The organism is Acinetobacter sp. BMW17 (assembly GCF_001592855.1).
Classification (GTDB): domain Bacteria; phylum Pseudomonadota; class Gammaproteobacteria; order Pseudomonadales; family Moraxellaceae; genus Acinetobacter; species Acinetobacter johnsonii.
In genome coordinates this window covers 20,271-46,287 of sequence record NZ_LSOD01000026.1, presented here as the reverse complement: position 1 = coordinate 46,287, position 26,017 = coordinate 20,271, and the positions used below count along the sequence as shown (strand labels likewise).

The 26,017-nt window shown below is 41.2% G+C and carries 24 protein-coding genes and 1 tRNA gene; 15 read left to right on the top strand and 10 right to left on the bottom strand.

Going from position 1 to position 26,017, the window contains the following annotated elements:
* Window positions 1-138: 138 nt before the first annotated feature.
* Window positions 139-214, bottom strand: a tRNA-Arg gene (locus AXW61_RS07875).
* Between the two features lie 178 nt (window positions 215-392).
* Between AXW61_RS07875 and AXW61_RS07870 the strand changes: the two genes are divergently transcribed.
* The 6 genes from AXW61_RS07870 (at window position 393) to AXW61_RS07840 (ending at window position 5,956) form a co-directional block, all read left to right on the top strand.
* Window positions 393-1,328: an ABC transporter ATP-binding protein gene (locus tag AXW61_RS07870; protein ID WP_004695849.1), complete on the top strand. Its 936-nt coding sequence runs from the start codon at window positions 393-395 to the stop codon at window positions 1,326-1,328.
* A complete protein-coding gene (locus AXW61_RS07865) occupies window positions 1,325-2,098 on the top strand; it encodes an ABC transporter permease (protein ID WP_004982514.1) in 774 nt (257 codons plus the stop codon). Before AXW61_RS07870 ends, AXW61_RS07865 begins: the two co-directional genes overlap by 4 nt.
* Window positions 2,098-2,910, top strand: coding sequence for an NADPH-dependent 7-cyano-7-deazaguanine reductase QueF (queF, locus tag AXW61_RS07860; protein WP_062033933.1), 813 nt, complete (start codon window positions 2,098-2,100; stop codon window positions 2,908-2,910). The genes AXW61_RS07865 and queF overlap by 1 nt, the downstream gene beginning before the upstream one ends.
* Before the next feature lie 27 nt (window positions 2,911-2,937).
* Window positions 2,938-3,588 carry a hypothetical protein gene (locus AXW61_RS07855; RefSeq protein ID WP_062033932.1) on the top strand — a complete coding sequence of 217 codons (651 nt, stop codon included), beginning with the start codon at window positions 2,938-2,940 and terminating at the stop codon, window positions 3,586-3,588.
* A gap of 470 nt (window positions 3,589-4,058) precedes the next feature.
* On the top strand, window positions 4,059-5,060 hold the full coding sequence (gene mltB / locus AXW61_RS07845) for a lytic murein transglycosylase B (protein ID WP_062033930.1): 1,002 nt from the start codon (window positions 4,059-4,061) through the stop codon (window positions 5,058-5,060).
* A gap of 287 nt (window positions 5,061-5,347) precedes the next feature.
* On the top strand, window positions 5,348-5,956 hold the full coding sequence (locus tag AXW61_RS07840) for a septal ring lytic transglycosylase RlpA family protein (protein WP_004695839.1): 609 nt from the start codon (window positions 5,348-5,350) through the stop codon (window positions 5,954-5,956).
* 632 nt (window positions 5,957-6,588) lie between these two features.
* Here AXW61_RS07840 and AXW61_RS07835 read toward each other — a convergent pair.
* From AXW61_RS07835 to rpsB, 6 genes are all read right to left on the bottom strand, one after another.
* Window positions 6,589-6,906: an AzlD domain-containing protein gene (locus AXW61_RS07835; RefSeq protein ID WP_062033929.1), complete on the bottom strand. Its 318-nt coding sequence runs from the start codon at window positions 6,904-6,906 to the stop codon at window positions 6,589-6,591.
* A 3-nt stretch (window positions 6,907-6,909) separates the two neighbouring features.
* Window positions 6,910-7,611, bottom strand: a complete 702-nt coding sequence (locus AXW61_RS07830; RefSeq protein ID WP_062033928.1) for an AzlC family ABC transporter permease — start codon at window positions 7,609-7,611, stop codon at window positions 6,910-6,912.
* Window positions 7,612-7,679: 68 nt separating this feature from the next.
* Window positions 7,680-8,513: an AraC family transcriptional regulator gene (locus AXW61_RS07825; RefSeq protein WP_062033927.1), complete on the bottom strand. Its 834-nt coding sequence runs from the start codon at window positions 8,511-8,513 to the stop codon at window positions 7,680-7,682.
* A gap of 67 nt (window positions 8,514-8,580) precedes the next feature.
* The gene (locus AXW61_RS07820) at window positions 8,581-9,075 is read right to left on the bottom strand and encodes a DUF3465 domain-containing protein (protein WP_062033926.1); all 495 of its coding nucleotides are present in this window, start codon (window positions 9,073-9,075) and stop codon (window positions 8,581-8,583) included.
* Between the two features lie 82 nt (window positions 9,076-9,157).
* Window positions 9,158-10,033, bottom strand: coding sequence for a translation elongation factor Ts (gene tsf, locus AXW61_RS07815; RefSeq protein WP_004695824.1), 876 nt, complete (start codon window positions 10,031-10,033; stop codon window positions 9,158-9,160).
* A 141-nt stretch (window positions 10,034-10,174) separates the two neighbouring features.
* Window positions 10,175-10,924, bottom strand: a complete 750-nt coding sequence (gene rpsB, locus AXW61_RS07810; RefSeq protein ID WP_004982536.1) for a 30S ribosomal protein S2 — start codon at window positions 10,922-10,924, stop codon at window positions 10,175-10,177.
* Window positions 10,925-11,131: 207 nt separating this feature from the next.
* Here rpsB and map point away from each other — a divergent pair, with 207 nt between their 5' ends.
* From map to AXW61_RS07790, 5 genes are all read left to right on the top strand, one after another.
* Complete coding sequence (gene map, locus AXW61_RS07805; RefSeq protein ID WP_004695821.1) at window positions 11,132-11,959, top strand: type I methionyl aminopeptidase; 828 nt, start codon at window positions 11,132-11,134, stop codon at window positions 11,957-11,959.
* A 328-nt stretch (window positions 11,960-12,287) separates the two neighbouring features.
* Window positions 12,288-13,358, top strand: coding sequence for an OmpW family outer membrane protein (locus AXW61_RS07800; RefSeq protein WP_062033925.1), 1,071 nt, complete (start codon window positions 12,288-12,290; stop codon window positions 13,356-13,358).
* A 152-nt stretch (window positions 13,359-13,510) separates the two neighbouring features.
* Window positions 13,511-14,719, top strand: coding sequence for an MFS transporter (locus AXW61_RS07795; RefSeq protein WP_062033924.1), 1,209 nt, complete (start codon window positions 13,511-13,513; stop codon window positions 14,717-14,719).
* Window positions 14,712-14,846 carry a hypothetical protein gene (locus tag AXW61_RS17885; protein WP_004982541.1) on the top strand — a complete coding sequence of 45 codons (135 nt, stop codon included), beginning with the start codon at window positions 14,712-14,714 and terminating at the stop codon, window positions 14,844-14,846. The genes AXW61_RS07795 and AXW61_RS17885 overlap by 8 nt, the downstream gene beginning before the upstream one ends.
* Window positions 14,847-15,013: 167 nt before the next feature.
* The gene (locus AXW61_RS07790) at window positions 15,014-15,970 is read left to right on the top strand and encodes a TauD/TfdA family dioxygenase (protein ID WP_062033923.1); all 957 of its coding nucleotides are present in this window, start codon (window positions 15,014-15,016) and stop codon (window positions 15,968-15,970) included.
* Between the two features lie 120 nt (window positions 15,971-16,090).
* Here the strand turns inward: AXW61_RS07790 and serC are convergent, their stop codons facing one another.
* Complete coding sequence (gene serC, locus AXW61_RS07785; protein ID WP_062033922.1) at window positions 16,091-17,170, bottom strand: 3-phosphoserine/phosphohydroxythreonine transaminase; 1,080 nt, start codon at window positions 17,168-17,170, stop codon at window positions 16,091-16,093.
* A 428-nt stretch (window positions 17,171-17,598) separates the two neighbouring features.
* Here serC and AXW61_RS07780 point away from each other — a divergent pair, with 428 nt between their 5' ends.
* The 4 genes from AXW61_RS07780 to AXW61_RS07765 are packed head-to-tail and all read left to right on the top strand — an operon-like array spanning window position 17,599 to window position 22,399.
* Window positions 17,599-19,029 carry a TolC family protein gene (locus AXW61_RS07780; RefSeq protein WP_240487445.1) on the top strand — a complete coding sequence of 477 codons (1,431 nt, stop codon included), beginning with the start codon at window positions 17,599-17,601 and terminating at the stop codon, window positions 19,027-19,029.
* Window positions 19,030-19,050: 21 nt separating this feature from the next.
* Complete coding sequence (locus AXW61_RS07775; protein ID WP_062033921.1) at window positions 19,051-20,184, top strand: efflux RND transporter periplasmic adaptor subunit; 1,134 nt, start codon at window positions 19,051-19,053, stop codon at window positions 20,182-20,184.
* Entirely contained in the window at window positions 20,184-21,314 is a 1,131-nt protein-coding gene (locus tag AXW61_RS07770) for an ABC transporter permease (protein WP_062033920.1), read from the top strand. Before AXW61_RS07775 ends, AXW61_RS07770 begins: the two co-directional genes overlap by 1 nt.
* A complete protein-coding gene (locus AXW61_RS07765) occupies window positions 21,311-22,399 on the top strand; it encodes an ABC transporter permease (protein WP_062033919.1) in 1,089 nt (362 codons plus the stop codon). The genes AXW61_RS07770 and AXW61_RS07765 overlap by 4 nt, the downstream gene beginning before the upstream one ends.
* A gap of 33 nt (window positions 22,400-22,432) precedes the next feature.
* On the opposite strand, the gene AXW61_RS07760 is transcribed toward AXW61_RS07765, so the two are convergent.
* Both AXW61_RS07760 and gyrA read right to left on the bottom strand, forming a co-directional pair.
* Window positions 22,433-22,876: a hypothetical protein gene (locus AXW61_RS07760; protein ID WP_062033918.1), complete on the bottom strand. Its 444-nt coding sequence runs from the start codon at window positions 22,874-22,876 to the stop codon at window positions 22,433-22,435.
* 73 nt (window positions 22,877-22,949) lie between these two features.
* Complete coding sequence (gyrA, locus tag AXW61_RS07755; protein ID WP_062033917.1) at window positions 22,950-25,931, bottom strand: DNA gyrase subunit A; 2,982 nt, start codon at window positions 25,929-25,931, stop codon at window positions 22,950-22,952.
* Between the last annotated feature and the right edge of the window lie 86 nt (window positions 25,932-26,017).

The window sequence follows — 26,017 nt, the reverse complement described above, 5'->3', positions numbered from 1 at the left end:
GAAAAAAGAAGAGTTTAAGGAAATTTTGGCAATTTTAAGAAAGCAGAATCCTGATAGGATAAGGGTTCTGTGAAATTTGTCGTGTACAGAGATTTTTAATATATTTTAGATAACTTCGGAAGGAATACAATAAGAAAATGGTGCGCTCAGCGGGACTCGAACCCACGCCACAGGCTTCGGAGACCTGTACTCTATCCAGTTGAGCTATGAGCGCGCGAGCACATCATATCAAAAAAAATCACAAGGTAAAGCATCTATCTAGCTTAGAGTGATTTTCCTGCTTATGCTTTATACAATGTTCCATATCTGCAACACAGAATTGCGAGTAGATTACTTGGTTTATTAGGCATAATCGCTCACAATAGTGCCACTATTAATCATTCGAGAATTTCATGACTGATGCATTGACGTTAAGGGATTTGTCCAAAACCTATAAAAATGGGTTTCAGGCTTTAAAAGGCATCGATTTAACTGTTCCTGAAGGCGAGTTCTATGCCCTTCTTGGACCAAATGGTGCAGGCAAATCTACAACGATTGGTATTATCAGCTCATTGACCAAGAAAACCTCAGGCACTGTCGAAATTTTTGGACATAATCTCGATACACACCCCTCTCAAGCCAAACAGTGCTTAGGAGTTGTACCCCAAGAGTTTAACTTCGGTCAGTTTGAAAAAACCTTCGATATCTTAGTCACACAAGCGGGCTATTATGGAATCCCTAAAAAAATTGCAGAAGTTCGTGCCGAAGAATATTTAGAAAAACTCGGCTTATGGGAAAAACGCGGTGTTCAAGCCCGTATGCTTTCAGGCGGTATGAAACGTCGCCTAATGATTGCCCGTGCCATGATGCATGAACCGAAACTCCTTATTTTAGATGAACCCACAGCAGGGGTTGATATTGAGCTACGTCGTTCGATGTGGGACTTCCTCACAGAAATGAACAATAAAGGCACATCGATCATTTTAACCACACACTATTTAGAAGAAGCAGAAATGCTCTGTCGTCGAATTGCCATTATTGACCGTGGTGTGATTAAAGAAGACACCAGCATGAAAAATTTCCTCAATCAACTCAATGAGGAAACCTTTATTTTTGATTTGGCCGCACCGATTGAACCAATTCATATCGACATTATTGGGGTTCGTTTCCATTTAGTCGACGCCGTGACTTTAGAGGTGACTATGGATAGAGCGCATACCCTCAATGACTTATTTCAATTGCTCGAATCGCAAGGGATCCAAGTTCGTAGTATGCGGAACAAATCCAACCGTTTAGAAGAACTGTTTGTGAAGATGGTCGAAAAAAATCTCGAAGGAACTACGCCATGAACTTAAATCAACTTAGCGTAGCTTTATATACTCTGGTGCATAAAGAAATTCGTCGCTTTATGCGCATCTGGCCACAAACCTTGCTTCCGCCTGCCATTACCATGAGTTTGTATTTCGTAATTTTTGGTAATTTGGTCGGTTCTCGTATTGGCGAGATGGGCGGATTTAGCTATATGCAGTTCATCGTGCCTGGGCTGATTATGATGGCGGTGATTACCAACAGTTATGCTAACGTTTCTTCGAGCTTTTTTAGTGCCAAATTTCAAAAAAGTATTGAAGAGCTGATCATGAGTCCTGTACCTTTGCATGCCATTTTATGGGGCTTTGTTTTAGGCGGTGTCTGTCGCGGGGTCTTGGTCGGTATCATTGTGACGGCCATGAGTTTATTTTTTACTGACCTTTATATTACCAATTGGTTTGTTACCATTTACACCGTCTTGGTCACCTCGTTCTTATTTTCACTGGGTGGTTTTATCAATGCGGTGTATGCCAAATCTTTTGATGACATCTCCATTATCCCAACCTTTGTGCTGACGCCTTTAACTTATTTAGGTGGCGTATTTTATGCCATTTCAGCACTCAGCCCTTTTTGGCAAAATTTATCGTTGATCAATCCGATTGTATATATGGTCAATGCTTTTCGTTTCGGTATCTTAGGTCATAGCGATGTTAACGTCGTCGTCTCCCTATCTGTTATGACCATATGCTGTGCAGTGCTTTATGGCATTGCTTACTATTTACTTTCTCGTGGTTCAGGAATGCGTGAATAATGAGTGTAGAACATTCTCTTTTGGGTAAAGACACCAATTACCCTACAACTTATCAACCCGATATTCTTTTTCCTATTGCTCGTGCTACAGCACGTGAGCACTATGCGCATGTTGAAGGTATTCAACAAGGTAAAGACTGGTGGCATGTTTTTGAAATTTCTTGGTTAAATCACCATGGTGTTCCGCAAGTTGCCATTGGTCTCATCAGCCTGCCTGCCACCTCGCCCAACCTCATTGAGTCAAAGTCATTAAAACTCTACTTTAATAGCATGAACTTTACTCAGTTTGAGTCTAAAGCGGCATTTAAAGCAACGGTTGAACAGGATTTATCGGCGGCGGCTGGCGCAGATGTCCAAATTGATCTTTTTCATGTCGATGATGTGGAAATTAGTCAACCTGAAGGTACCTGTATAGATGAACTGACTCCAACCCAATTGGAAAATCATCCCAATGCAAATCTATTGGCATTAGATGACGCTGCGGAAGATGTTGAAGTACAGATTTACTCGCATTTACTCAGAAGTAACTGTCCAGTCACTGGACAGCCTGATTGGGGCACGGTATTTATCCGATATAAAGGTAAAAAGCCTTGTTATAACAGTATACTGGCTTATATTATCTCTTATCGTCAGCACAACGGTTTTCACGAACAATGTGTGGAACAAATATTTGCCGATATTTGGCAAAATTTGAAACCTGAAAAGCTGATGGTGTACGCAGCTTATACACGCCGTGGTGGTTTAGACATTAACCCTTGTCGTGTGTCAGATGTGTCATGGATGCCCCGCCCAATTCGATTGGCGCGACAATAAAATAAAGAACATTGAGGTTAATACACGATGCCATTTTTTGGTTTTATTCCATCGACTGAACTTTTACAGACTATTCAAACTGCTCAGCAGAAGAAAGACTCAAGTGAACCTTTATATCCACTTCGAGATAAAACAGCACTCCTCATCAATGATGAAATTATTGATGCCATTTTGACTGAGTTAGTTCGCCGTTTTCCACCGAGTGATAAACGTGACACAGCCGAGAAACTGGCTGGCTATATTAAGTCAACAGTTGCGGTTTTGTTGAAGCAGCTTTTAGGCAAATCATCGAATGATGTGGTTCAAGCATCGATTCAGTTTTCTGAAAAAAGCTTGTTTAAAGATGCTGAAGATCAGTACCGTGTGGGTGAAGCATTAGAAGCAAGCTTAGTGACCAGCCTCAAATATAACTATGCTGAAATTAAAGCAGGCAATGAAGTAGATAAAGCCGCGTTAACCGAACTGTATAAACAGTTTGCTGAAGCGACTGTACGCCACTTCATGAATGACTTTAATAAAACCCTCGATTTGGGCATGATTAAGCGTAAAGCAGCCGATATCAGTTCTGCAGCTGTCATTAAAGCAGTGCATATTGCTGCCAATAAAATCATCCCCAATTTAACCAAAGATGAACTTTTAGCTTTGGCTGAATATCACGACACCTTATTTCATGCTTAAGTACTAAAAGTCTTCGAGACTTTTCAGATCAAAATGACTCTACTTGTGTAGGGTCATTTTGGTTTCTAAGCTGTAATTTCTTAGTCTTTATATAAAGCCATATATAAAGTCCATATATAAGCTGAGACCAGATCTTTTTGTCATTGTCACTAGACCCTAAACACTACAATTTTAATTGCTTCTATATATAGAAGACTTTTTATATCAGTCAGTAAAACTTGACTTATATAGTCACGTAAATACTCTGCCTGAAAATCTGCGCCATTTTGAATAATCTGTCCTTTATATAGGCTGAGTTTGTCTTTTTTTGTATACCTATTTGCCCGCTTCAGTACAGACAATGTTATCTTAAAGCCTATTCACGATAGACTCCGTTCACAAGAATTTCGACATAACAGAAACGCGAACTATGGGCATTCCCCTATTCGCTTTGCTTCACTGCCAATAACGACTCTGGAAATTAGACTTCTATGTTAAATTTAAACTTTTATAACAAAGTTAAACGTTTACCTTTATTGATTGGCGCTTTGTCGATCACCAGTTTTTGCCAAGCCAACGATTTCGCTTCTCATCCTGACTATTACAGCTTTAAACAAAAAACCATGCAAAATTATGGGCTGTCTGCTGAACAAGTTGATTGGGCGATGAATGGTTCTAAAAATGTACCCAACATCATCAACATTATGAACCGCCCTGGCGAAAGTAAACCGTGGTACGAATATAAAACCAACTTTATGGCGGAAAGCACCATTCAACGTGGTGTCCGTTTCAAAGCCCAATATGCAGATACTTTAAACCGCGCCGAACAACAATTTGGTGTACCGCAATCAGTCATTCTCGGCATTTTAGGGGTGGAAACAGGTTTTGGGAGCAATAAAGGTAATTTTGTCACTCGTGATGCTTTAGCCACTTTAGGTTTTGGTTACGAACGTCGTAAGCAATATTTCCAAGATGAACTCAGTGCTTTAATCGCATGGAGCTATAAAGATGGCGTGCCAACCAACTCGGTTGTAGGTTCGTATGCAGGCGCTGTGGGCTATCCACAATTTATGCCTAGCAATATTCCAAAGTTTGGTGTGGATTATGACGGCAATGGCCATGTCGATTTACGCAATTCAGCTGTCGATGCGATTGGTTCAATTGCCAACTATTTAGCAAATCATGGCTGGCAACGTAATCAGCCAATTGGATTCGCAGCACGCTATAGTGGCTCAAATCCTGAAGCGGTCATTGCTAAAGATTTAACTTTACCGACGCCTTATGGTGTTTTAAAAAATCAGGGCATTCAACCGACCAATCCGATTGTCAAAATCGATGATTTAGATATGGTGAATGTGATCCAACTACAGGAAAATTATGGGCAAAGTTATTACATCACTTACCCTAACTTTCAAGTGATTACGACCTATAACAAGAGCCGTATGTATGCGACTGCAGTGTGGCAATTAGGGGCTGAAATTGCTAGCCGATAGGGCTAGCTTTTTACTCAAGCTTGAGATGTCAATAAAAAAATATTTAAAAATGATGTAAATTTCGGCATTTTTCATACATTGTTACAATATTGATTATTTTTTAATCAAAAAATGTTCAGTTTATGTAGTTTTTATCATTATTTTAATTAAACACTAGACATGCTTATGACTGCATGAATATTATCCATTTCGTCAAATGTTGTTGCAAAAGTGAATTAACAGGCAAGTTTTTTTATCTTTCAACCACTTAGTTTAAAGAAAAAAGTATTGTCTTTTGGAGTTTATAAATGCAGTCTTCACTTAAATATATACTGGCCATTGCCTCGACCATCGCGCTGAGCCAATCGCAAGCAGAGATGGTTCAGTCATCATTTACCAATGATAATGATAACTCTCGCCTAGCTGCGCGTGTCTTGAATAAAGATGCTCAAGGCTTCAACTCACACTTCTCAAATTTAAATAGCCTTTCAATCACTGAACGTTCAGGCGATAAAATTCGTCGCGAAACAATCGCTGCAAAAATTGAGATCCCTGAAGAAGAGCCTTCAGTGATTGAAAAGTTAAATACTGTTGCATCAAATACAGTACGTAAGTTTAGTCAAACGGGCATGGCGTCTTGGTATGGTCGTCAGTTCCACGGTCGTAAAACAGCAAGCGGTGAAACATTCGATATGAATGCATTAACTGCAGCTCATCGTAGCTTGCCGCTAAACTGCTTTATTCGTGTAACGAATAAAACCAATGGTAAAAGTGTTGTGGTTAAAGTAAATGACCGCGGCCCATTCCACGGTAACCGCGTGCTTGATCTTTCTTATGGTGCTGCTAAGCAACTGGGTATTACCAATGCAGGTACTGCGAAAGTCAGCATTGAACGTATTGATGGACCAAACTCTTAAGACTCGTCCCTACAACACGCATTTGACAATAAAGCCACAGTAATGTGGCTTTTTTAATGCCCCATATTTACATAACACCCAATAGAGCGATCTCCATCACTTGCCTATCCCAGATGCTCAATTTGAATAAGATGAAAAAATCACATCGATCTGATTTCTTGAGGTGAGTGCGCTCATATTTTTACAGCGGTGGAAGACTAGCAAAATTAAATATTTTCTCGGCTCATTCTTATCTGATCAAAGCCAATTTTTCTACCCACCCTGAACTGTAGTTTTAAGCATTCTTCAAATTAAAATGATTTTATGAATTACCTAGTAAATTAAGCGCTATTTTTGCGATATTAGATTCACTATTGCCCTGCTTGTTTTTGTATAATTAGGGCAGTTTTATAAACCAAAACTCAAAAGAAAACCTTCTTATTTCTTCAAAGTTCTCAAACCCCGCCTCATTTGCTCTATTTTCAACTTTTTTAGTTCCCCAATCAAAGCTACGCCAATTTGATAGACATAGAAAAAATCGCAAATGGTGAGCATTTAGGGCAACACAAATTTAAAAGCAATGAAAAAGATCGGGCTCTCGCATTTTTTCATGCTTTTTTCGGTATTTTATGGGCCTATTTGCTGATGAAATGCTAGAAATCGAATAACAGATTCTGACCGTAAAAAAATCCTAAACTCAGCAAAATACTGAGCAATAATTTTCTCGTCAAAAGAGTGATTAACAACGTAAAAATTGCCCCATAAAAATAACTATTTTGAAGTATCCCTTTCCAGTGCCCGCCTTCGAAAAAAACCAGTGGCAAACAAATCGAAACCATCAGACAAGGCGCCGCATATTTCAGCATGCGTGTCGCAAAGTTAGGCAGGCGAATTTGAGTTTTAGGCTCTAAAAATAAATACCGATTAAAAAAGGTCACACAGGTCAAGCTCAAAACAAATAACCAGGTCATGTTTTAGTCCTCCGCTTGATCAAAGAGCGCAGCAACCCACATCTCACTAAACCCAGCCAGCAAAATAGCTGATCCTATTTCTAACCAACTCAAAATCAGCACCATGATCGAGGAACTCACCACGCCATAAATTGCGGCCTTATTTTGAATCAGCATCACCGCCATAACCAAGAACACCACCACAATTGAAAATTCTAAGTGGAGAGTTGAAAGATCAGGTACTTTATTTGCAAGCAAAATACCCATTAGACTAAACAACACCCAACTGACATAAAAGCTGAATCCTACACCCAACATATAGGCATAAGACGGCTTTTCCTTCAGCATCGCGGTGGCGTAGAGTTCATCGGTTAGCAAAAAGCCGATGCTCAGTCTTCTTTTGAGTGACCATGGCTTCACCTCCTCTCTTAAACTCAGTGCATAAATAAAGTGCTGACTGGTTAGAAAAAATACGGTGATCAGAATACTCAGTAAAGATGCACCCGTCATGAGCATACTCAAACTGACCAATTGTGCCGCACCTGCAAACACTAACGCTGACATGCCTACAGCTTGCATGACACTCAGGCCCGCATTAATCGCTGCTGAGCCTGCCAATATTCCCCATGGAATAACGGCGACTGAAAGCGGCAACATATCTTGTACACCACGGAAAAAGCTTAAACTTTTTTGTTGGATCAATTGTGACTGCACAACAGACTCCATTTTTCAATTCGCTAGAGTCAATATGCGGCATGGCTTAAATGGCTTTCTTGTATGAAATTGCTGTTATTTTAAATTTTATGTGCCAGATATTGCGCAGGCGTACAGCCCAAAGACTTTTTAAAATGACGAGTGTAATGGCTTTGATCAGAGAAACCACAGAGTTGTGCGACTGTCGCAATCTCGCAGCCTTGTTTAAGTAAATATAAAGATTTACGTAATCGAAACTGTACCAACCATGCATGAGGTGGAAGTCCAGTAAACTTTTTAAATTGACGTAATAAATGCCATGGGCTCATCCCGACGACAGCGGCGAGCTCGGCCAGTTGATGCTCTCTTTCAGGCTCTACAGCAAGTAGTTCTTGTACCAAGACTACTTTACGCTGTGCTTCGGGTAAGTCTTTTAATATTTTCTTAGATTGGTTATAACGGCTTAATAAATAAGCCAAAGTTGAAATATATAAGCTCTGTTTAAACAGTGTATTTTTTGGCTGTAACAACAAATCGAACAGTAAATTCAATTGTTCAGCTAGCCCTTCATCATGAACCACAGCTTGCGGAAACCACGGCATAGTACCGGCTTCATGAAAAAAATCTTGACTCACCTCTTGGATCATTTCAGGAGTCGGATAAATTGCTCGATAACACCACCCAGTTTCAACAGCAGAAGAACCCGTATGTACCTCATCAGCATTCACTAAAATAATGTCGCCTTGCGGCGCAATATGCTGATTTCCTGTACGTAAAAAAGACTGTGCACCTTCATCAATTAAGCCAATACAGTAGCCTTCATGGGTATGTTTTGAAAACTGCGTATGTTGATAGGAGGCTTTTAACATTTCAAGTCCATCAAGTTCTTGAACATGATGGTAATTTACAAATTCACTGGGTCTGATTTCGTGCATGAGTTGGCCTCTCCTGAACACTCAGCATACTGCGATTCAGCAAAACGTATAGAACAAAATTGCTCTACTACTGATAGGTTTTTCCTTGGTGTTTTAACCAACCACCTTCATGGCGCTGTTGTGGATCGTGATGTGTCCAGTGGATCACCCCGCCTTTTTCACTATATTCGTATTCACCATTGAAACCAACGGTATCGCCTTTTTGTAAGCGTTCAATACGTGGTGCTAAATCAATATTATGTGCAACCAAAACTGTCATTGCATTAGGGAGTTCTACAATAAATTTTTGATGACGAGAACCGTCATTATCATCTTTAAGCACAGCCACAACACGCCCTTGTGATTGAACTTGAATATTACTTTTCCGGTTTTGAAACGCTTGGGCAATTTTTGCTGTGCCATCAAGTACTTGATTTTGCGGTTGGCTAGTCTGTGTAGAGGGCTCTACCGCGACTGATGGTGTCGATGTTTGTAATTGATTTTCTTGAAGATCGATTCCGAAATACGCAGCAATCAAAAGTACGATCACCGCACCAATACTCAGGTTGGTTTTATTGGCCACTTATCTACTTCCCCGTTTTATTTTTATTAATTGTATAAAAAAAGCCCCAAAGGGGCTTTTTTTACTCAAAATAATTTTTCAATTATTTTGCAGCAGCTTGAGCAGCAGCAACTTCTTCAGCGAAAGAAAGTTCAGCTTTTTTCTCAATACCTTCACCCACTTCAAAGCGAGCAAATTGAACAACTGTAGTACCAGTTGCTTTAAGAACGTCAGCAACTTTCTTGTCGTTGTCGATTACGTACATTTGACGATCAAGAGCAACTTCGTTCAAGTATTTCTCAACTGAACCAGTGACCATTTTCTCAACGATGTTTGCAGGCTTACCAGATTCGATTGCTTTAGCTTCAGCAATTTCTTTCTCTTTAGCGATAAGTTCAGCAGATACACCTTCAGCAGAGATAGCAACTGGGTTGAATGCAGCAACGTGCATTGCAATACCTTTACCAGTCGCAGCATCACCTGTGTAAGATACAACAACACCGATTTTTAAACCGTGTTTGTAAACTGCAAGGTTTTCGCCTTCAATGATTTGAGCACGACGAACTTGGATGTTTTCACCGATTTTTTGAACAAGTGCAATACGCGCTTCTTCTACAGTTGCACCATCTTCAAGTTTCAATTCAGCAATTTTAGCAGCATCAGTTTCGCCAGCAGCTAACGCAGCAGCAGCAACTTGAGCAGAGAAACCAGCAAAGTTTTCGTCTTTAGCAACGAAGTCAGTTTGGCAGTTTACTTCTAAAAGAAGCGCTTTGTTACCGTCTTGAGCGATAGTGATTGCGCCATCAGCTGCAATGTTACCCGCTTTTTTAGCCGCTTTAGCTTGACCAGATTTACGAAGGTTATCAATCGCTAATTCGATGTCACCATTCGCTTCTGTTAATGCTTTTTTACATTCCATCATTGCAAGACCAGTACGATCGCGCAATTCTTTAACCATGCTTGCTGTAACTGCAGTCATGTCAATCTCCTAAATACGGTAGAAAATGAATTCTTTTTAGAACAGAAACGGCCCAGAGCTGTCTCTTGGGCCGTCTGCATACATGACGCTTACTTTGCCACCATCACATGTCGCAAAAATGACAAGCTTACGTCAAACGCATTAAGCCTCAGGAGCTTCTTTAGCTTCTTCAACTTTAGCTTGTGCATTTGCTTGTGATTGAGCATATTCTTTACCAGCAAGAATCGCATCAGCCATAGCAGAAGCATACAAAGTAACTGCACGGATCGCATCGTCATTACCCGGAATAACGTAGTCTACGTTATCTGGGTTAGAGTTTGTATCAACGATACCGATTACAGGAATACCAAGGTTTTTAGCTTCTTTAATTGCAATTGCTTCGTGATCAACGTCGATTACGAATAATGCGTCAGGTAAACCACCCATGTTCTTAACGCCGCCTAAAGCGCGTTCAAGTTTTTCCATCTCACGAGTACGCTCTAAAGCTTCACGTTTAGTAAGCTTAGCGAAAGTACCATCTTGAGATTGAGTTTGAAGGTCTTTAAGACGGTTGATAGATTGGCGAAGTGTTTTCCAGTTCGTCAACATACCACCTAACCAACGGTGATCAACATATGGTTGACCAGCACGTTGTGCTTGTTCACGGATGATGTTAGAAGCAGCACGTTTCGTACCAACAAACAATACTTTATTCTTTTTGCTAGCAAGGTTGTTAACAAAGTTCAAAGCATCATTTAACGCAGGAACAGTGTGCTCAAGGTTGATGATGTGAATTTTGTTACGCGCACCAAAGATGTATTGACGCATCTTTGGGTTCCAGAAACGTGTTTGGTGACCGAAGTGTGCGCCTGCTTGAAGAAGGTCGCGCATGCTTACGTTGTAATCTGCCATTTTCTTTACCTTAAAGTTTGGGTTAGGCCTCCATATATCCGCATCCTCCACCCTAACGGGCACCCAGAGAAATGTGTCGATATATGTGCGGATTTTATTGCCCCATCGCACAAAGCCCGTGAAATTTATTCACGAAAAAGCATTTGATAAAATGGGCGGCTATTTATACCATAGTCACACACAAATTTCCAAAAGTTTTTAGAGATCATGAACAGTACTTACGAAGCACCCCGTCGACTCATCAAAAGCGCTGAAGACATCGAAAAGATGCGTGTGGCTGGACGACTGGCGGCTGAAGTCTTGGATATGATCAAGCCACATATTAAACCAGGTGTGACTACACTTGAGTTAGATACGATTTGTCACGATTATATTGTCAATAAACAAGACGCGATTCCAGCCTGTTTAGGTTACGGTGCAGCACCAGGTCGCCCTGCTTTCCAACACGTGATTTGTACTTCAGTAAATCATGTGGTCTGTCACGGCATTCCTTCAGATGCAAAAGTGTTGAAAAAAGGCGATATTTTAAATATTGATGTGACGGTCATTAAAGATGGTTTCCACGGCGATACCAACATGATGTACATCGTGGGTGGCGAAACTTCTATTCTCGCGAATCGTTTATGTAAAGTGGCACAAGAAGCAATGTACCGTGGAATAGCAACAGTGAAGCCGGGTTCAACCATTGGCGACATTGGTCATGCCATTCAACAATATGTCGAATCGGAACGTTTTGGTGTCGTACGTGAATACTGTGGTCACGGTATTGGAACTGTGTTCCATGACGAACCTCAAGTCTTACACTATGGTCAGCCAAACTCAGGCATGATTTTAGAAGAAGGCATGACCTTTACCATTGAGCCAATGGTCAATGGTGGTGACTGGAAAACTAAATTATTGGGGGATAAATGGACGGTAGTGACCAAAGACCATAGCTTGTCTGCACAGTATGAACATACGTTATTGGTCACTAAAAACGGTGTTGAAGTTTTAACTGCACGTCCTGAAGAAGATTTATCACGTTTTCAGTCTTAAATGCTGTCATTGGCATGAAATATGATGCCATCTGTCAAAAAGACCACCTTGAGGTGGTCTTTTTTATGGCTGAGCAAATATTGGATTTTAAATTTATTCTTTATTTTACAGATAGATAGAATCAAAAAACACTCAACTGTAGCGCTCTATTACATTCATTCATCTGTAACAAAGATTGCAAGCTAGTAACACGATCACACAAAACGGGTTTTGACATTCACAAATGTCAAAAACACATGTCCCTCAAAAACAACAGCTTTATCGTAGCAGCAACCTTAATAATACGCTCTATAAAAACGAATAGCTAATTTGGACATGGAGTCCCAGAATGAAAAAAACATTGCTTTGTGTAGCAACGTCTATTACTGCTTTACCTATGCTTACACATGCAGATTCACCTTATTTTAGTCTACAAGATGGTGATGGATTTAAACGCTTTTCTGTATCGGTCGGTGCTTTACACGTCATGCCACAAGGTAAAGCTCAACCCTTCCGAGTTAACACATCAGTTAAAGAAGGTGAAACTGCAAAAGTTGGAGATATCAAAGCACAAACGGTGCTCGACAATATCAAGCCAGGAAGTAGCGTCAATCCTCTATTAAAGGCCACACTTGATGGGCTAGCTTTAATTAATGCTGATGTCCCCTCAGCACTAAGTGGAACTGCTGAAATCCGTGGACTCAGTCAATGGGACAACCCAGGTACGGGTTTAGAAGCCGATGATGTCACCACATTGGGCATCATGACCAATTACTTTTTTACCGACAATATTTCTTTTGAAATGAAAGCAGGGATTCCACCGAAAGTCGATTTACAAGGTAAAGGAAAAATTTATGCGCCTTTTTCAGCAACTGCAACACCTATGGGCGGAGCTTTAGGAAATTTAGAACTTGAAAATGATATTTTCATTACCGATTTGGAAGCACATGGCCCTGCGGCATCTGCACGTGCGTGGACACCTGCTTTCGAGTTCCAATATCACTTTGGTAAAACAGGGGTAAATAAATTCCGCCCCTATATCGGTGTTGGAATGATGTATGCCTACTTTAATGAGCTGGAAATTAACCCACAAACTGAAAAAGACTTGATTGCAGCAGGTCATATGATTGCCAATATTAAAGAAGGAAATGCTGGCGCATCACTTGAAGGGAAAAAAAGTTCAGCCAATCCCAAAGTTAAGCTAGAAGCAACTGATGCCTTCGCGCCTATTGCAACCGTCGGTTTCACCTATGACTTTAATGATAAATGGTTTGCTGTCGGCTCGGTGTCCTATGCTCATCTTAAAAATGAAACCACGATCACCGTCAAAGATGCTACGCACGGTGAACTGATCAAATCCACAGCCGATATTGAAATTAACCCTATTCTGGCATATGCAGGTGTCGGCTACCGGTTCTAAGCTTCAAACAACTACCAAAAAGACGACGCCAAGTCGTCTTTTTTCATGAATATTCATTGTTTTTATTGATCAAATAGTCAATTTTTTATCATCGCTTTCAGCAAATAATTCACTTAATATAGCGAACTCTAAGCTCACTTTTTGGTTGAAATATGTCAGAAACTCGTTTTTCCAAACCGCTGATTTACATGCTCATTGGAAGTGCAATAATTCTGGCATTATCACTGGGTGTCCGACATGGCTTCGGACTCTACCTTGTGCCTATGAGTGATGAGTTTGGCTGGGGACATAATGTTTTTAGTCTAGCGATTGCGATGCAAAACCTGATTTGGGGCGCTGCGCAGCCCTTTACAGGCGCATTAGCAGATAAATATGGCTCTAAAATTGTGGTTGCCGTCGGTGGTGTGTTGTATACCATCGGTTTGCTGCTCATGGCAATCAGCTCTACGGGTTGGTTACTCAACTTAAGTGTCGGTCTTATTTTGGGCCTAGCATTATCTGCGACCTCTTTTTCTGTATTGTTATCCGCGGTGGGTCGTGCTGCACCGCCTGAAAAACGTAGCCTTGCTATGGGTATTGCCAGTGCAGCGGGTTCTTTTGGGCAGTTCATTATGCTGCCGTCAACCTTACTGCTGTTACAAAACTTTGGCTGGTCTGCGGCGTTGGTCGTTAGTGCACTTTTAATTGCGATGATTGTTCCACTGGCCTGGATGCTCAAAGCCCCGGCCTTTGTTGTACCTAATGCGTCAACCAATCAAGTTCAGCTCAGTTTTAAAGATATTTTAGTCATTGCGAAAAACCATAAACCATTTTGGTTCCTATCACTTGGTTTTTTGGTCTGTGGCTTCCAAGTAGTCTTTATAGGTATCCATTTACCTGGCTATTTGATTGACCATGGTTTTAATGCAACCACAGGAACTGTTTTCTTAGCGCTGGTCGGTTTATTTAATATCGTTGGCACCTACACTGCTGGTTGGCTAGGTGGGAAATATTCTAAACCAAAGTTACTGATGGGCTTATATGGGCTCAGAGGCATTGCAATTATTGCCTTTTTAATGCTCCCGCTCAGCACATTCACCATCTATAGCTTTGGTGTGGTGATGGGCTTATTATGGTTATCTACAGTACCTTTGACCAACGGTATTGTGGCCAATATGTTTGGTATTAAGTACCTCAGCATGCTGAGCGGGATCGTGTTCTTTACCCATCAAGTTGGTTCATTTTTCGGTGGATGGCTGGGTGGTGTGAACCATGACGTGACAGGTAATTATGACTTGATTTGGCTGTTTTCTATTATTCTGAGTGTTTTTGGCGTACTGGTACATTTCTTTGTCGATGAAAAGGCGGTTGTCCATGACTAATTCATTTTTATGGCTCAAATGCGGTATCGGCATTAGCATTATTGCGTTGTTTGCTCTGGCTATTAGCCTTTGGCTGAATACGCCTGACCTGTTTGAGTATTTTAATCAGGCATTTTGCGCTCATTAAATCTGCATATTTTGAGCTCAATATTTCATTATAAAAGAAAAGCAATATAATCATCAGCTTAGTATTTTTTAAATTTTTTCATAAGTTTAGAACTTCTTTTAATTTTAAGATTACACATATTTTGATTACATTTTCTCTAGACCGCATATCTAGAGAAAATAATCAAAATGACCGCATTAACTCAACTTTCACAAGCGATTCATGATGCCCCGCGTTGGCATCAACCTGAACAATTTCAAAATCCAGAAGAAATACAAATTATCCCACTGGCGGAAGAAGCCTTAGGTGCTGTGGTTTTTGGTTTAGATGCCCGTAAAGCCCAAGCAGGAGAGACCATCTATCGCTTAAAACAAGCTTTGGCTGAACATCTGATTTTAATTTTTAAAAACCAAACTTTGGATGATCTGCAATATTTAGCCTTTGCCAGCTATTTTGGTTCTATTTTCCGCCCAAGTGCAGACAATCCTGTGCTGGCTAGCCAGACTGACACTGGTGTTCCACCCGATGTGGTTCCTGTTTCCAATGCGGTCGGTCAAGGCAACTACACCGGCCATGGCGAACTCACCCCACATGCCGATCACCAGTGGACACCGCTTCCCTCTTTTGGCTCTCTGCTCTATGCCCTTGAGCTTCCTCAAGACGGCGGACAAACCTCTTGGTTCAATACCATCAAAGCTTATGATGCACTTCCCGATGACGTCAAAAAGCAGATCGACCAGCTACAGCTGATTACTTATAACCCATTCGTCCGTGCGCAAAGTAATACAGGCAATACGGGTTATGGAGACAGCCCTTATTATCGCTTTAAAGATCAACCCATTTTAGGTCATGCCTATCCTCATCCCTTAGTCCGCACACATCAAGAATCTGGGCGTAAAGCGCTTTGGCTCAATACCCGTTCGGAAGTTGAATTACTCAATGTCGATGATAGCGAAGGCAGTGAACTGATTGCTGCCCTCCGTGCGCACATCCTCAAACCTGAGTTTCGTTATGAACATCACTGGGAAACTGGAGATATTGTATTTTGGGATAATCAGGTGACACTACATTCACGTCGTCCCTTTCCTGTCGATCAACGTTGCTTACTCAAACGTATTAGTCTTGCAGGTGGACGTCCTTACTAAGCGATAAATAAAATGAATAATTGATTGGTATGACACCAAAATGTCACGATTGTTTTAGATAATCTGTTAAAAAACCAATAAAAAAGCCCATCGTTTGATGGGCTTTTTTATTTCTATGACTTAAGCATTGCGTTTCGCAAAATCATCCATAAAATTCACTAGCGCTTGAACGCCTTCTAGTGGAACTGCGTTATAAATACTTGCGCGCATCCCACCAACTGAGCGGTGACCCGCAAGATTCAACAAATGGTTTTCTTCAGCTTCTTTAAGGAAAAGTTTTTCTAAGTCTGGATTCGCCAAAGTAAACGGCACATTCATAATTGAACGGTTTTGCACAGCAATTGGGTTTGCATAAAAATCACTTGCATCGATATAACCATAAAGCAGTTTTGCCTTTTCAAGGTTCACTTTATGGATCGCCTCAACACCACCTTGTTCAAGCAACCATTCAAACACCAGACCTGATAAGTACCAAGCATAAGTCGACGGTGTATTAACCATGGAATCATTCTTCGCTTGTGAAGCGTATTTCAAAATGCTTGGAATTTCAGGTTTGGCTTGATCTAACAGATCTTCACGAACAACAACCAAGGTTAAACCCGCTGGACCAATGTTCTTTTGTGCGCCTGCATAGATGATACCAAATTTAGTCACATCAACAGGTGCAGACAAAATACTTGAAGACAGGTCTGCAACCAATGGCGCATTGGTTTCTGGAATAGCCGCAAACTGAAGACCACCAATCGTTTCATTGTCTACATAATGCACATAAGCCGCATCTTGAGATAAGTTCCAAGTGCTTGAGTCTGCAATAGCAAGTTTTCCATCAATTTGCGTACCCGCTTCAATGACATTGATATCACCATAGCGCTGCGCTTCTTTCAGTGCTTTCTCAGACCAAATTCCAGTATGGATATAGTCCGCTTTGCTGTTTTTACCCAACAAATTTAAAGGAATCGCAGAGAACTGAAGTGAAGCACCACCTTGAAGGAACAAGACTTTGTAGTTCTCTGGAATGTTCATGAGTTTACGTAAATCTGCTTCTGCTTTTTCAGCCACAGCAACATAGTCTTTACTACGGTGACTCATTTCCATGATGGAAAGACCTTTGCCTTGCCAGTCAAGCATTTCTGCTTGTGCTTTTTCTAAAACGGCAGTAGGTAATGCAGCAGGACCAGCACAGAAGTTGTACGCGCGCATGATTTTTCCTTTCAAAGTGAAACACAATAAAATGCTGGCATTTAACCACAGATAGCCAGTGCTTGCAGTAAATTCAACCGAAAATATTTCAATGTAATCTCACCTTTACAGTCAAAAACTCAATCAAGATCAACGATCCAGTTTGAACTCAGCAATGCTCAATCAATTACAGCAGCACTTTCCGATTCACCAAAGCTCAAACGAAAACATTTCCTTTGCTTAAAAATGTCGCTAATCTATTGATATACATTTGCAAATTAAACAATTCAGTAACTGAGTCAGCATTCAGAACAGTTAGATTATGCGTATAATGTGCAAAAACATAGAAAAGAGTCGTGCTCATGCCACAAAGACTATTCAACATGCTTAATATACCAGCCAACAAATTCTTATTGCGTACATCACTGCCATCAATCTTGTCATTAAGCATGTTTGGTCTCAGTCTCGGAATCAGCTCAACAATTTTTGCTGCATCTATCAGCTATCAACAAGCTGAGCAAAGTGTGTTACAAGACTCGTATAGCACACAGGCCACCCAAGCCTTACAACAAGCCTCAAAACTAGAGGCTGAAGCGGTCAAAGGTTTGGGGCTCCCCCGTATTGATCTGAACGTACGTGCTTATGCTTTTCATAATGAGCTCGATGTGCCTCTGGGTGCACTCAAAAATAATTTAGAACACACACTGACTGACGGTGTAGCCACGAAAATTGATGAGTGGCAAAACACCTATCCAAATGTGGGCGATTTAAGTGATTTAGAGCAAGGTATTGATCAAACCATTCACAAAGGTGTCGGGCTTATTCCGAATAGCTCGCAAATTACCTTAGAAGATCAAGTCATACGCCCGACCATTTCTGCAATGATGCCGCTTTATACAGGTGGGTTAACCTCAAGTGCAAAACAAGTCGCCAATATCAAAGCAAAACGTAGCGAACTCAATACGAAACAACAGCAAGACCTACAACGCTTTGAGCTGATTCAAGCCTATTTCAATGTTCAACTGCAAAAACAGTTACTCGCGGCTAGCCAATATAATTGGCATGCGATGCAAAAACACTATGACAATGCACTTAAACTTGAACAACAGGGCTTTATTAGTAAAGGCCAGCGCATGCAATTTGAAGTGGCAAAAAACAATGCACAACGCAGTGAGCAAGCCAGTCAGGCCAATTTAAAAGCCAGTTTATTTCAGCTGAATAACCTTTTACAAAGCAGCCAAATTACTGAGCTCACCACACCACTCTTTATTAACAGTACCCAAAACCAAGATTTAAATAGCCTACTCAAGTCATATGCAGATCAATCGGCTTTAGTACAAAAACTGCAAATGGACACTCAACTGGCACAAGCCAATGTCACCGCACAAAACGCCGCCAAGAAACCACATATTTTTGCCTTTGGTGAATACAGTCTGGACGATAAAAATAACTGGATCGTTGGCTTAGCCGCACAGTACAATCTGTTCTCAGGCATTGATAAAAACAAAAATGTCCAAGCAGCAGAGTTACAACGCTACGCTTCTGAACTGATGACAGCACGGACTAAACAAGAAATTGAAAATGTGATTTATAAATCGTATAGCGAAGCCACCACAGCGCAGCAATTTGATCAGTTATTACAGCAAAATATAAAAGCAGCGCAAGAAAATTTACGTATACAAGAACTGTCCTTTAAAGAAGATATGGGAACAGCGACCCAAGTGATCGATGCACAAAATATGCTCAGTGCTTTAAAAGCAGAAACCGCACTGAATGCCTATAAATATGTCATGTCACTGGCGACGCTGCTACAAAGTCATGGTTCGATCCATCAGTTCCAAACCTATCTTCTGCAACCCAATACGCGATTTATTCGTTAATTCTTTGATGAGAGCCATTTAATGAATCAAGATCAAAACCAATCTGATCCGCAAAAACCTGAAAAACAAGAAGATCAAGTGGTGCCATCAACAGAGGAATTAACCACAAATGATACTCAAGAGCAGGCACAGACTGTGCCAGCATCAGCCAATACAAACACCGAGCGAAAGTCCAAAGCGATCAAGCTGATTGGGGGGCTTGCTCTTATTATTCTATTCATCGTGATTGCTTTTGGACTGTGGAAGGCCTATCAACCGAAAACGGTTGAAATCCAAGGTCGGGTTGAGGCAGAAACGATCCATGTTAGCACCAAAGTGCCCAGTCGAATTGATGAAATTTATGTACATGACGGACAGAAGATCAGTAAAAACCAAGAACTCGTTCGACTGTATAGCCCTGAAGTCGATGCCAAAAAACAGCAAGCACTGGCCAGCTTACAGGCTGCTTTAGCACTCCAATCCACCGCTGAACGTGGCTCTCAGGAAGAAAATATTGCGAGTTTATACGCCAACTGGCAAGCACTGAAAGCACAGCAAGCTTTGGCACAAACCACCTATCAACGTGGTGCAAACTTGTACCAACAAGGTGTCATCTCACGCCAACGTCGCGATGAAATGCAAGCCGCAGCACAATCAGCCGCTCAAATGACAGAAGCGGCATATCAACAATATGCTCGGGCTGAACGTGGCAGCACGCCACAGCAAAAAAGTTCAGCAGATGCGCAAGTGCAAATTGCAAAAGCAGCTGTTGCTGAAGTCAATGCACTTGAAGCTGAAACCAAACTACTCTCACCTATTGACGGTACTGTCTCTAAAACTTATGGCAAACCCTCTGAATTGGTAGCGATGGGGGTACCGATTGTGAGTATTATTCAAGATCGCGAGCTTTGGGTATCACTGAATATTCGTGAAGACCAATACGCCAACATCTATCAGGCAAAACAAATTGAAGGCTTTATTCCAGCCTTAAACCTACATACCAACTTTAATATTAAGAATATTGATGCCGAAGGCGAATTTGCCACCATTAAGACCACACGCCAAACAGGAGGCTATGACATTCGTAGCTTTAAAGTTCATTTGACGCCTGCGCAAGCCATTCCAGACCTAAAAGTTGGCATGAGTGTGTTGTTTAAAGTCAAAGAGAGCAAATAATGCTAAGTGGACTACTGCGGGAACTGAACTATTTACTCAAGCATAAGTGGGATTTATGTTTAGTCACGCTTGCCCCACTGTTTATTATCGTACTGTTTTCCAGTATGTTTGCCCAAGGTAAACCTGAACATTTGCCTATTGCGATTATTGATCAGGACCAAAGTGAGCTAAGCCAAAACATACAGCGCTACTTAAGACTCAACCATACTTTAGATGTCACCATCGTCAGTGATCAAAATACTGAAGTCGAAAAGTTACTGAACCAAACCAAAGTTTGGGGTTACGTCAGTATTCCCAATGGTGCCGAACAACGTTTTGTTCAAGCTAAAGATGCTGAAATCAGCATCGCCTATAACCAAAGTTACTTTAGTGTGGGGAACACCATTTCATCAGCCATGTTACTCAGCACAGTTGAAGCAATGGCAGACTATGCTGGTGAAAGCTATTTAGAAAATACGATCCCTTATTTAGATGTACCTACACCACACGTTAAAATTTCGACCTTATACAACCCAAATTTGAGTTATGAGTTCTATTTAGAACCCTTTATGATTCCTGCAATTTTGCATTTACTACTCTGCTGCTGTGTCGCATTTTCAGTCGGCCAAGAATTTAAGTTTCATACAGCGCAAAATTGGCTAAACAACCAATCTGCTTTTAAAGCCATCCTCACGAAAAACCTGACCTATGTACTTATTTTTAGCTTATGGACATGGGCGTGGATGTTTTGGCTGATTGAGATTCGCGGTTGGTTTGTTGCAGGTCAACTTTGGTTGATCATGTTGGCACAGCTTTTATTTTATAGCGCCTATGCCTTGATCAGTAGCACCATTGTTTTAGCCACCAATAACTTATCCAAAACCTTTGGTTTAATTGCTGTGTATGGCGGCTCATCACTCAGTTTTGCAGGAGTGACGCTCCCCTTAAATAACGCACCACTGTTTACCAAATTTTGGGCCAATATTATCCCTTACACACCTTATGCCAAACTACAAACCGAACAATGGGTCATTGGTAGCCCAATCAGTTCATCGCTGTTACCTTTACTCATACTTATCCTCTATATGGTCTTTTACGCTTTGACCTCTATCCTGCTCCTCAAAAAAAGAATCAAAGGAGCAGTGTCATGAAGTCATTTTTGCACTATTACCTCAAGACATTTAAAGACATTATCGCCAATCAGTCGATTTTAACCACGCTCATCCTCTCGGTGATTTTCTATAGTGTTTTCTATCCGACTGCCTACAAAGCACAGCAAGCAGAAGCTTTGCCCATTGTGATTGTGGATGAAGAACAAAGTATCGTGACCAATAACATCATTCAGCAAGTTTCGCTCAGTCCAAATGTTGAAGTGAAAGCTGTGACAGGCAATTTCCTCGATGCTGAAAATATGATTAAACAACAGCAAGCCGATGGTATTTTGCTCTTACCCGAAAATCTTTCCAATAGTCTTCGGCATGGCGAAGTCGGGGGGATTGGGCTCTATCTCAGCGCGGCAAACTTTTTAAAAACCAAGCAAATTGGACTAGGTCTCGCTACCTCAATTGAAAATGCTGTACGCGAGCATGTGGAAAAATTTGGCAATATTTCGCACTTTTCTCCAGCCATTTCCATTCATCAAACGCCGCTTTTTAACACCATGTCGGGTTATGGCAGCTATATTTTCCCCGCCATTGCTCCGCTGATTATTCATCAAACCATCGTGCTCGGTTTAGGGATGTTATTGGCCGGATACCGCGAACAGAAATGGCGACCAACGACGACAGAATTTTTTGCGATTTTTTGCGCCATTCTGACCATTGGTATGCTCGGTTGTTTATATTTATTTGGCTTTATTTATTGGTTAAATGACTACCCACATGGGGGGAATTTTAGCGGCATGTTACTGGCCGTGCCGATTTTTATAGGCTGTATCGTGGCTTTAGGCATGTTGATTTCAACATTTTTCGATATGCCTGAGCGTGCAGGACATGTCATTGTATTTACCTCTATTCCGCTATTTCTACTTTCAGGAACAGCATGGCCACACGCCGCAATGCCCGCTTGGATGCAATACTTGGGCAATGTTTTGCCATCGACCCAAGGGATTCAAATGTTTATTCAACTGAACCAAATGGGTGTACCAACTGCACTTATTCTGCCGAAACTACTGTATCTCTTTGTATTTGGTATAGCTTGCGCAGCATTTGCTTATTGGCGTCTCAAGCATCGCTAAATTTTAGAACGTATTGATAGCAATCCTACCCATTTAATCCGTTGAAGCCCCATAAAGTTTGACATCAAAGCTGCGAATTTTTGTGCTTCCGCCTGCTTTGTCGAAACCAACATCGTATTGAACTAGGTTTTTATTGCTATAAGCATACTCATAGGTAACTGCATACAAACTTGGTTTTTCTGTCGATTTTTCAATGTGTTTCGATACAATTTTTTGAGTCGTTATGGCTTGTTTAGGAATCGATTTTGCAAATTTTCGCATGTCTTTTTCATGAGTTTTAAATTCACGCTGTAACTCTGGCTCAAAATAAGTATAGAGCTGCGGAAAATCACCCTGAGTAAAGGCTTGATAAGCTTGCTGAGCTGCTTTCTCTTGAGCAGGACTCGGATTTGGAATCGAATCCAATGCCTGTTGTCCCAATTTATCACACGCTGTTAAAGCCAACGCACAACTCAAAACCAGTAATTTTGTTTTCATAAAATCTTATCCACCACTAGGTCATCGCCAATATGAAAAAGGACGCCGAAGCGCCCTTTTCTTTTTCATTCAGTTAGTCTTCGTTCGATGTATTGGTATCTGTTGTATTTTCAGATGCATCTACATTTACTTCGTCAACCACAGTTTCTTCAGTTGTTTCAATAGAAGCATCTAAAATATCATCTTCGACTTCAACGGCTTCAACAGCAACGACACCGACCAAGATTTCTTCATTGCCTAAACGAATCAGACGTACACCTTGTGCATTACGACCCGTTCTAGCAACTTCAGAGGCACGAGTACGAACTAAAGTACCGCCATCAGAAATCAACATCAACTCTTTAGATTCATCAATTGCAACCGCACCGACCAACTCACCGTTGCGTTCAGATGTTTTGATGGCAATAACACCTTTACCACCACGTTTCTTGGTTGGGAAGTCATCAACAGGCGTACGTTTCCCATAACCATTTGCAGAAGCACACAGTACTTCGCCAGTTTCAGGTACAACAACTAATGAAACAATACGGCTCGCCACATTTAAATCAGAAGATTCTTCATCATCTGAATCTGTGTCAGTTTCAACATCATCTTCGGCCTGAGCTGCAGCTAAAGTGACACGCATACCACGCACCCCTTTTGCAGTACGTCCCATCACACGTGCATCAGTTTCAGAGAAGCGAATTGCCTTACCTTCATTTGAGAACAACATGATTTGCTGTTCGCCATCGGTGATTGCAACACCAATCAAGGTATCTTCTTCTTTTAGCTCAATTGCACGTAAACCGTTTGAACGAACATTACTAAATTGCTCTAATTCAACACGCTTGACTGTACCAGATGCTGTTGCCATAAATACAAAGAAATTCTTACGCATTTTCTCTGCAAGATCAGCAAATTCAACAACCGTTTCATTGTCTAAATCAATTGTTGAAAGCTCAACACCCAACTCTTTCAATTGCTTACGTAATGCATCAGAGAGCTCATCAGCATCTTCAGCCAACTCATCGAATGAAGCTTTTAACGCTTCATAATGCGCGTCGATAATACTATTTTCACGTAATGTCGCGACATTGCTACGCACAAAGTTTTTGAACTCAGCTAAGCGTTCTTTAAATTTCTTCGGCGCATCAATCACAGGAAGAATTGCTGTGATTGTCTCATCGGCATCCAGTGGCAATAAGTTCACCATTGGGCGACCTTTTGAACCACGCGATGCTTGAGGCACTTCAAACACTCTCAGGCGATAGACTTTACCAACATTGGTAAAGCACAACACTGTGGCATGGTTAGAGGTCACAATCAGATGCTGGATGTAGTCATCTTCTTTCATCGAGGTTGCAGATTTACCACGTCCACCACGACGCTGCGCAGCATAGTCTGAAAGCGGTTGTGTTTTCGCATAACCTGTTTTTGAAACAGTCAGTACCACTTGCTCTTCAGGAATTAAATCTTCACGAGAGAAGTCAATACGAGACTCAACAATTGCGGTACGACGAGCATCGCCGTATTGTTGCAAAATTAAAGCTAATTCTTCTTTAATCACGCCCATCAATAAATTAAAGTCATTTAAAATAGCTGTGAGTTCAGCAATTTGACCTAAAATTTCAGTATATTCAGCTTGTAACTTGTCTTGTTCAAGACCCGTTAAACGGTGCAAACGAAGTTCAAGAATCGCACCCACTTGCGCAGGCGATAAACGATATATCTGACCATCTAAACCAAACGGACGGCTTGGATCTTCACCTTCAATTTCGTCTGGACGTACAGAAACAGAACCTGCTTTTTCAAGCAGTGCAATTACATTGCCTGCTGCCCACTCACCTGCTTGTAAACGCTCACGCGCCTCAGCCGGGTTTGCAGAAGTTTTAATGGTTTCAATGATCGCATCAATATTTGCTAATGCTACCGTCAAACCTTCTAAAATATGGCCGCGCTCACGTGCTTTGCGCAATTCAAACATGGTACGACGCGTCACTACTTCTTGGCGGTGACGAATAAATGCCGCAACAATGTCTTTCAAGTTCATTAACTTTGGCTGGCCGTTGTCTAAGCACACCATGTTAATGCTGAAAGAGTTTTCCAACTGAGTGTTTTGGAATAAGTTATTTACCACAACTTCAGCGTTTTCACCACGCTTTAAGTCAATGGCAATACGCATCCCGTCTTTGTCAGATTCATCACGTAGCTCAGAAATACCTTCCAGTTTTTTCTCTTTCACCAACTCAGCGATACGTTCAATGGTTTTCGCTTTGTTGACTTGATATGGAATTTCTGTGAAAACGATCGTGGTACGACCTGTTTTTTGGTCTTCTTCAAAGTGGTATTTACCACGAATATGCAATCGACCTTTACCCGTACGGTAAGCATCAACAATGCCCGCTTTACCGTAAATAATGCCACCTGTAGGAAAGTCTGGACCCGAAATATATTCCATCAATCCTTCAATTGAAATATTTGGGTTTTCAGCATAAGCCAAACAAGCGTTCACCACTTCAGTCATGTTGTGCGGCGCCATATTGGTCGCCATACCCACAGCAATACCTGTAGTACCGTTAATCAGTAAGTTAGGAATACGCGTTGGCATCACTTGCGGAATACGTTCAGAACCGTCGTAGTTATCTTCCCAATCCACCGTATCTTTTTCAAGATCGGCAAGAATTTCATGAGTCAACTTACGCATACGAACTTCGGTATAACGCATTGCAGCTGCGCTATCGCCATCGACCGAACCAAAGTTCCCCTGACCATCAACCAATTGATAACGCAAGCTAAAGTCTTGAGCCATACGAACAATGGTTTCATAAACAGCAGAATCACCGTGTGGGTGATATTTACCGATCACATCACCAACCACGCGGGCAGACTTTTTATAAGCTTTGTTGTAGTCATTACCCAATTCGTGCATTGCATAAAGCACACGACGATGAACAGGTTTTAGACCATCTCGAACATCTGGCAAAGCACGAGAAACAATCACGCTCATTGCATAGTCAAGATACGAGTTCTTGAGTTCATCCTCAATCGCAATCGGTCTGATTTCCGATACGCTCATGCATACTCCTTATTCTACAAACGTAAAACCGCTTGCATTTATATGTCGTAAAACTTGCAAAATTATTAGTTCAAAATACTGAACTA

What these genes read in the sequence shown, in the direction of transcription:
- tsf (WP_004695824.1), bottom strand. Translation starts at nt 10,033, where the DNA reads ATGACTGCAGTTACAGCAAGCATGGTTAAAGAATTGCGCGATCGTACT.
- rpsB (WP_004982536.1), bottom strand. Translation starts at nt 10,924, where the DNA reads ATGGCAGATTACAACGTAAGCATGCGCGACCTTCTTCAAGCAGGCGCA.
- mltB (WP_062033930.1), top strand. Translation starts at nt 4,059, where the DNA reads ATGTTAAATTTAAACTTTTATAACAAAGTTAAACGTTTACCTTTATTG.
- AXW61_RS07865 (WP_004982514.1), top strand. Translation starts at nt 1,325, where the DNA reads ATGAACTTAAATCAACTTAGCGTAGCTTTATATACTCTGGTGCATAAA.
- AXW61_RS07775 (WP_062033921.1), top strand. Translation starts at nt 19,051, where the DNA reads ATGAATCAAGATCAAAACCAATCTGATCCGCAAAAACCTGAAAAACAA.
- AXW61_RS07780 (WP_240487445.1), top strand. Translation starts at nt 17,599, where the DNA reads ATGTTTGGTCTCAGTCTCGGAATCAGCTCAACAATTTTTGCTGCATCT.
- AXW61_RS07790 (WP_062033923.1), top strand. Translation starts at nt 15,014, where the DNA reads ATGACCGCATTAACTCAACTTTCACAAGCGATTCATGATGCCCCGCGT.
- serC (WP_062033922.1), bottom strand. Translation starts at nt 17,170, where the DNA reads ATGCGCGCGTACAACTTCTGTGCTGGTCCTGCTGCATTACCTACTGCC.
- AXW61_RS07825 (WP_062033927.1), bottom strand. Translation starts at nt 8,513, where the DNA reads ATGCACGAAATCAGACCCAGTGAATTTGTAAATTACCATCATGTTCAA.
- AXW61_RS07835 (WP_062033929.1), bottom strand. Translation starts at nt 6,906, where the DNA reads ATGACCTGGTTATTTGTTTTGAGCTTGACCTGTGTGACCTTTTTTAAT.
- AXW61_RS07855 (WP_062033932.1), top strand. Translation starts at nt 2,938, where the DNA reads ATGCCATTTTTTGGTTTTATTCCATCGACTGAACTTTTACAGACTATT.
- AXW61_RS07765 (WP_062033919.1), top strand. Translation starts at nt 21,311, where the DNA reads ATGAAGTCATTTTTGCACTATTACCTCAAGACATTTAAAGACATTATC.
- gyrA (WP_062033917.1), bottom strand. Translation starts at nt 25,931, where the DNA reads ATGAGCGTATCGGAAATCAGACCGATTGCGATTGAGGATGAACTCAAG.
- AXW61_RS07770 (WP_062033920.1), top strand. Translation starts at nt 20,184, where the DNA reads ATGCTAAGTGGACTACTGCGGGAACTGAACTATTTACTCAAGCATAAG.
- AXW61_RS07800 (WP_062033925.1), top strand. Translation starts at nt 12,288, where the DNA reads ATGAAAAAAACATTGCTTTGTGTAGCAACGTCTATTACTGCTTTACCT.
- AXW61_RS07840 (WP_004695839.1), top strand. Translation starts at nt 5,348, where the DNA reads ATGCAGTCTTCACTTAAATATATACTGGCCATTGCCTCGACCATCGCG.
- AXW61_RS17885 (WP_004982541.1), top strand. Translation starts at nt 14,712, where the DNA reads ATGACTAATTCATTTTTATGGCTCAAATGCGGTATCGGCATTAGCATT.
- queF (WP_062033933.1), top strand. Translation starts at nt 2,098, where the DNA reads ATGAGTGTAGAACATTCTCTTTTGGGTAAAGACACCAATTACCCTACA.
- AXW61_RS07760 (WP_062033918.1), bottom strand. Translation starts at nt 22,876, where the DNA reads ATGAAAACAAAATTACTGGTTTTGAGTTGTGCGTTGGCTTTAACAGCG.
- AXW61_RS07795 (WP_062033924.1), top strand. Translation starts at nt 13,511, where the DNA reads ATGTCAGAAACTCGTTTTTCCAAACCGCTGATTTACATGCTCATTGGA.
- AXW61_RS07870 (WP_004695849.1), top strand. Translation starts at nt 393, where the DNA reads ATGACTGATGCATTGACGTTAAGGGATTTGTCCAAAACCTATAAAAAT.
- map (WP_004695821.1), top strand. Translation starts at nt 11,132, where the DNA reads ATGAACAGTACTTACGAAGCACCCCGTCGACTCATCAAAAGCGCTGAA.
- AXW61_RS07830 (WP_062033928.1), bottom strand. Translation starts at nt 7,611, where the DNA reads ATGGAGTCTGTTGTGCAGTCACAATTGATCCAACAAAAAAGTTTAAGC.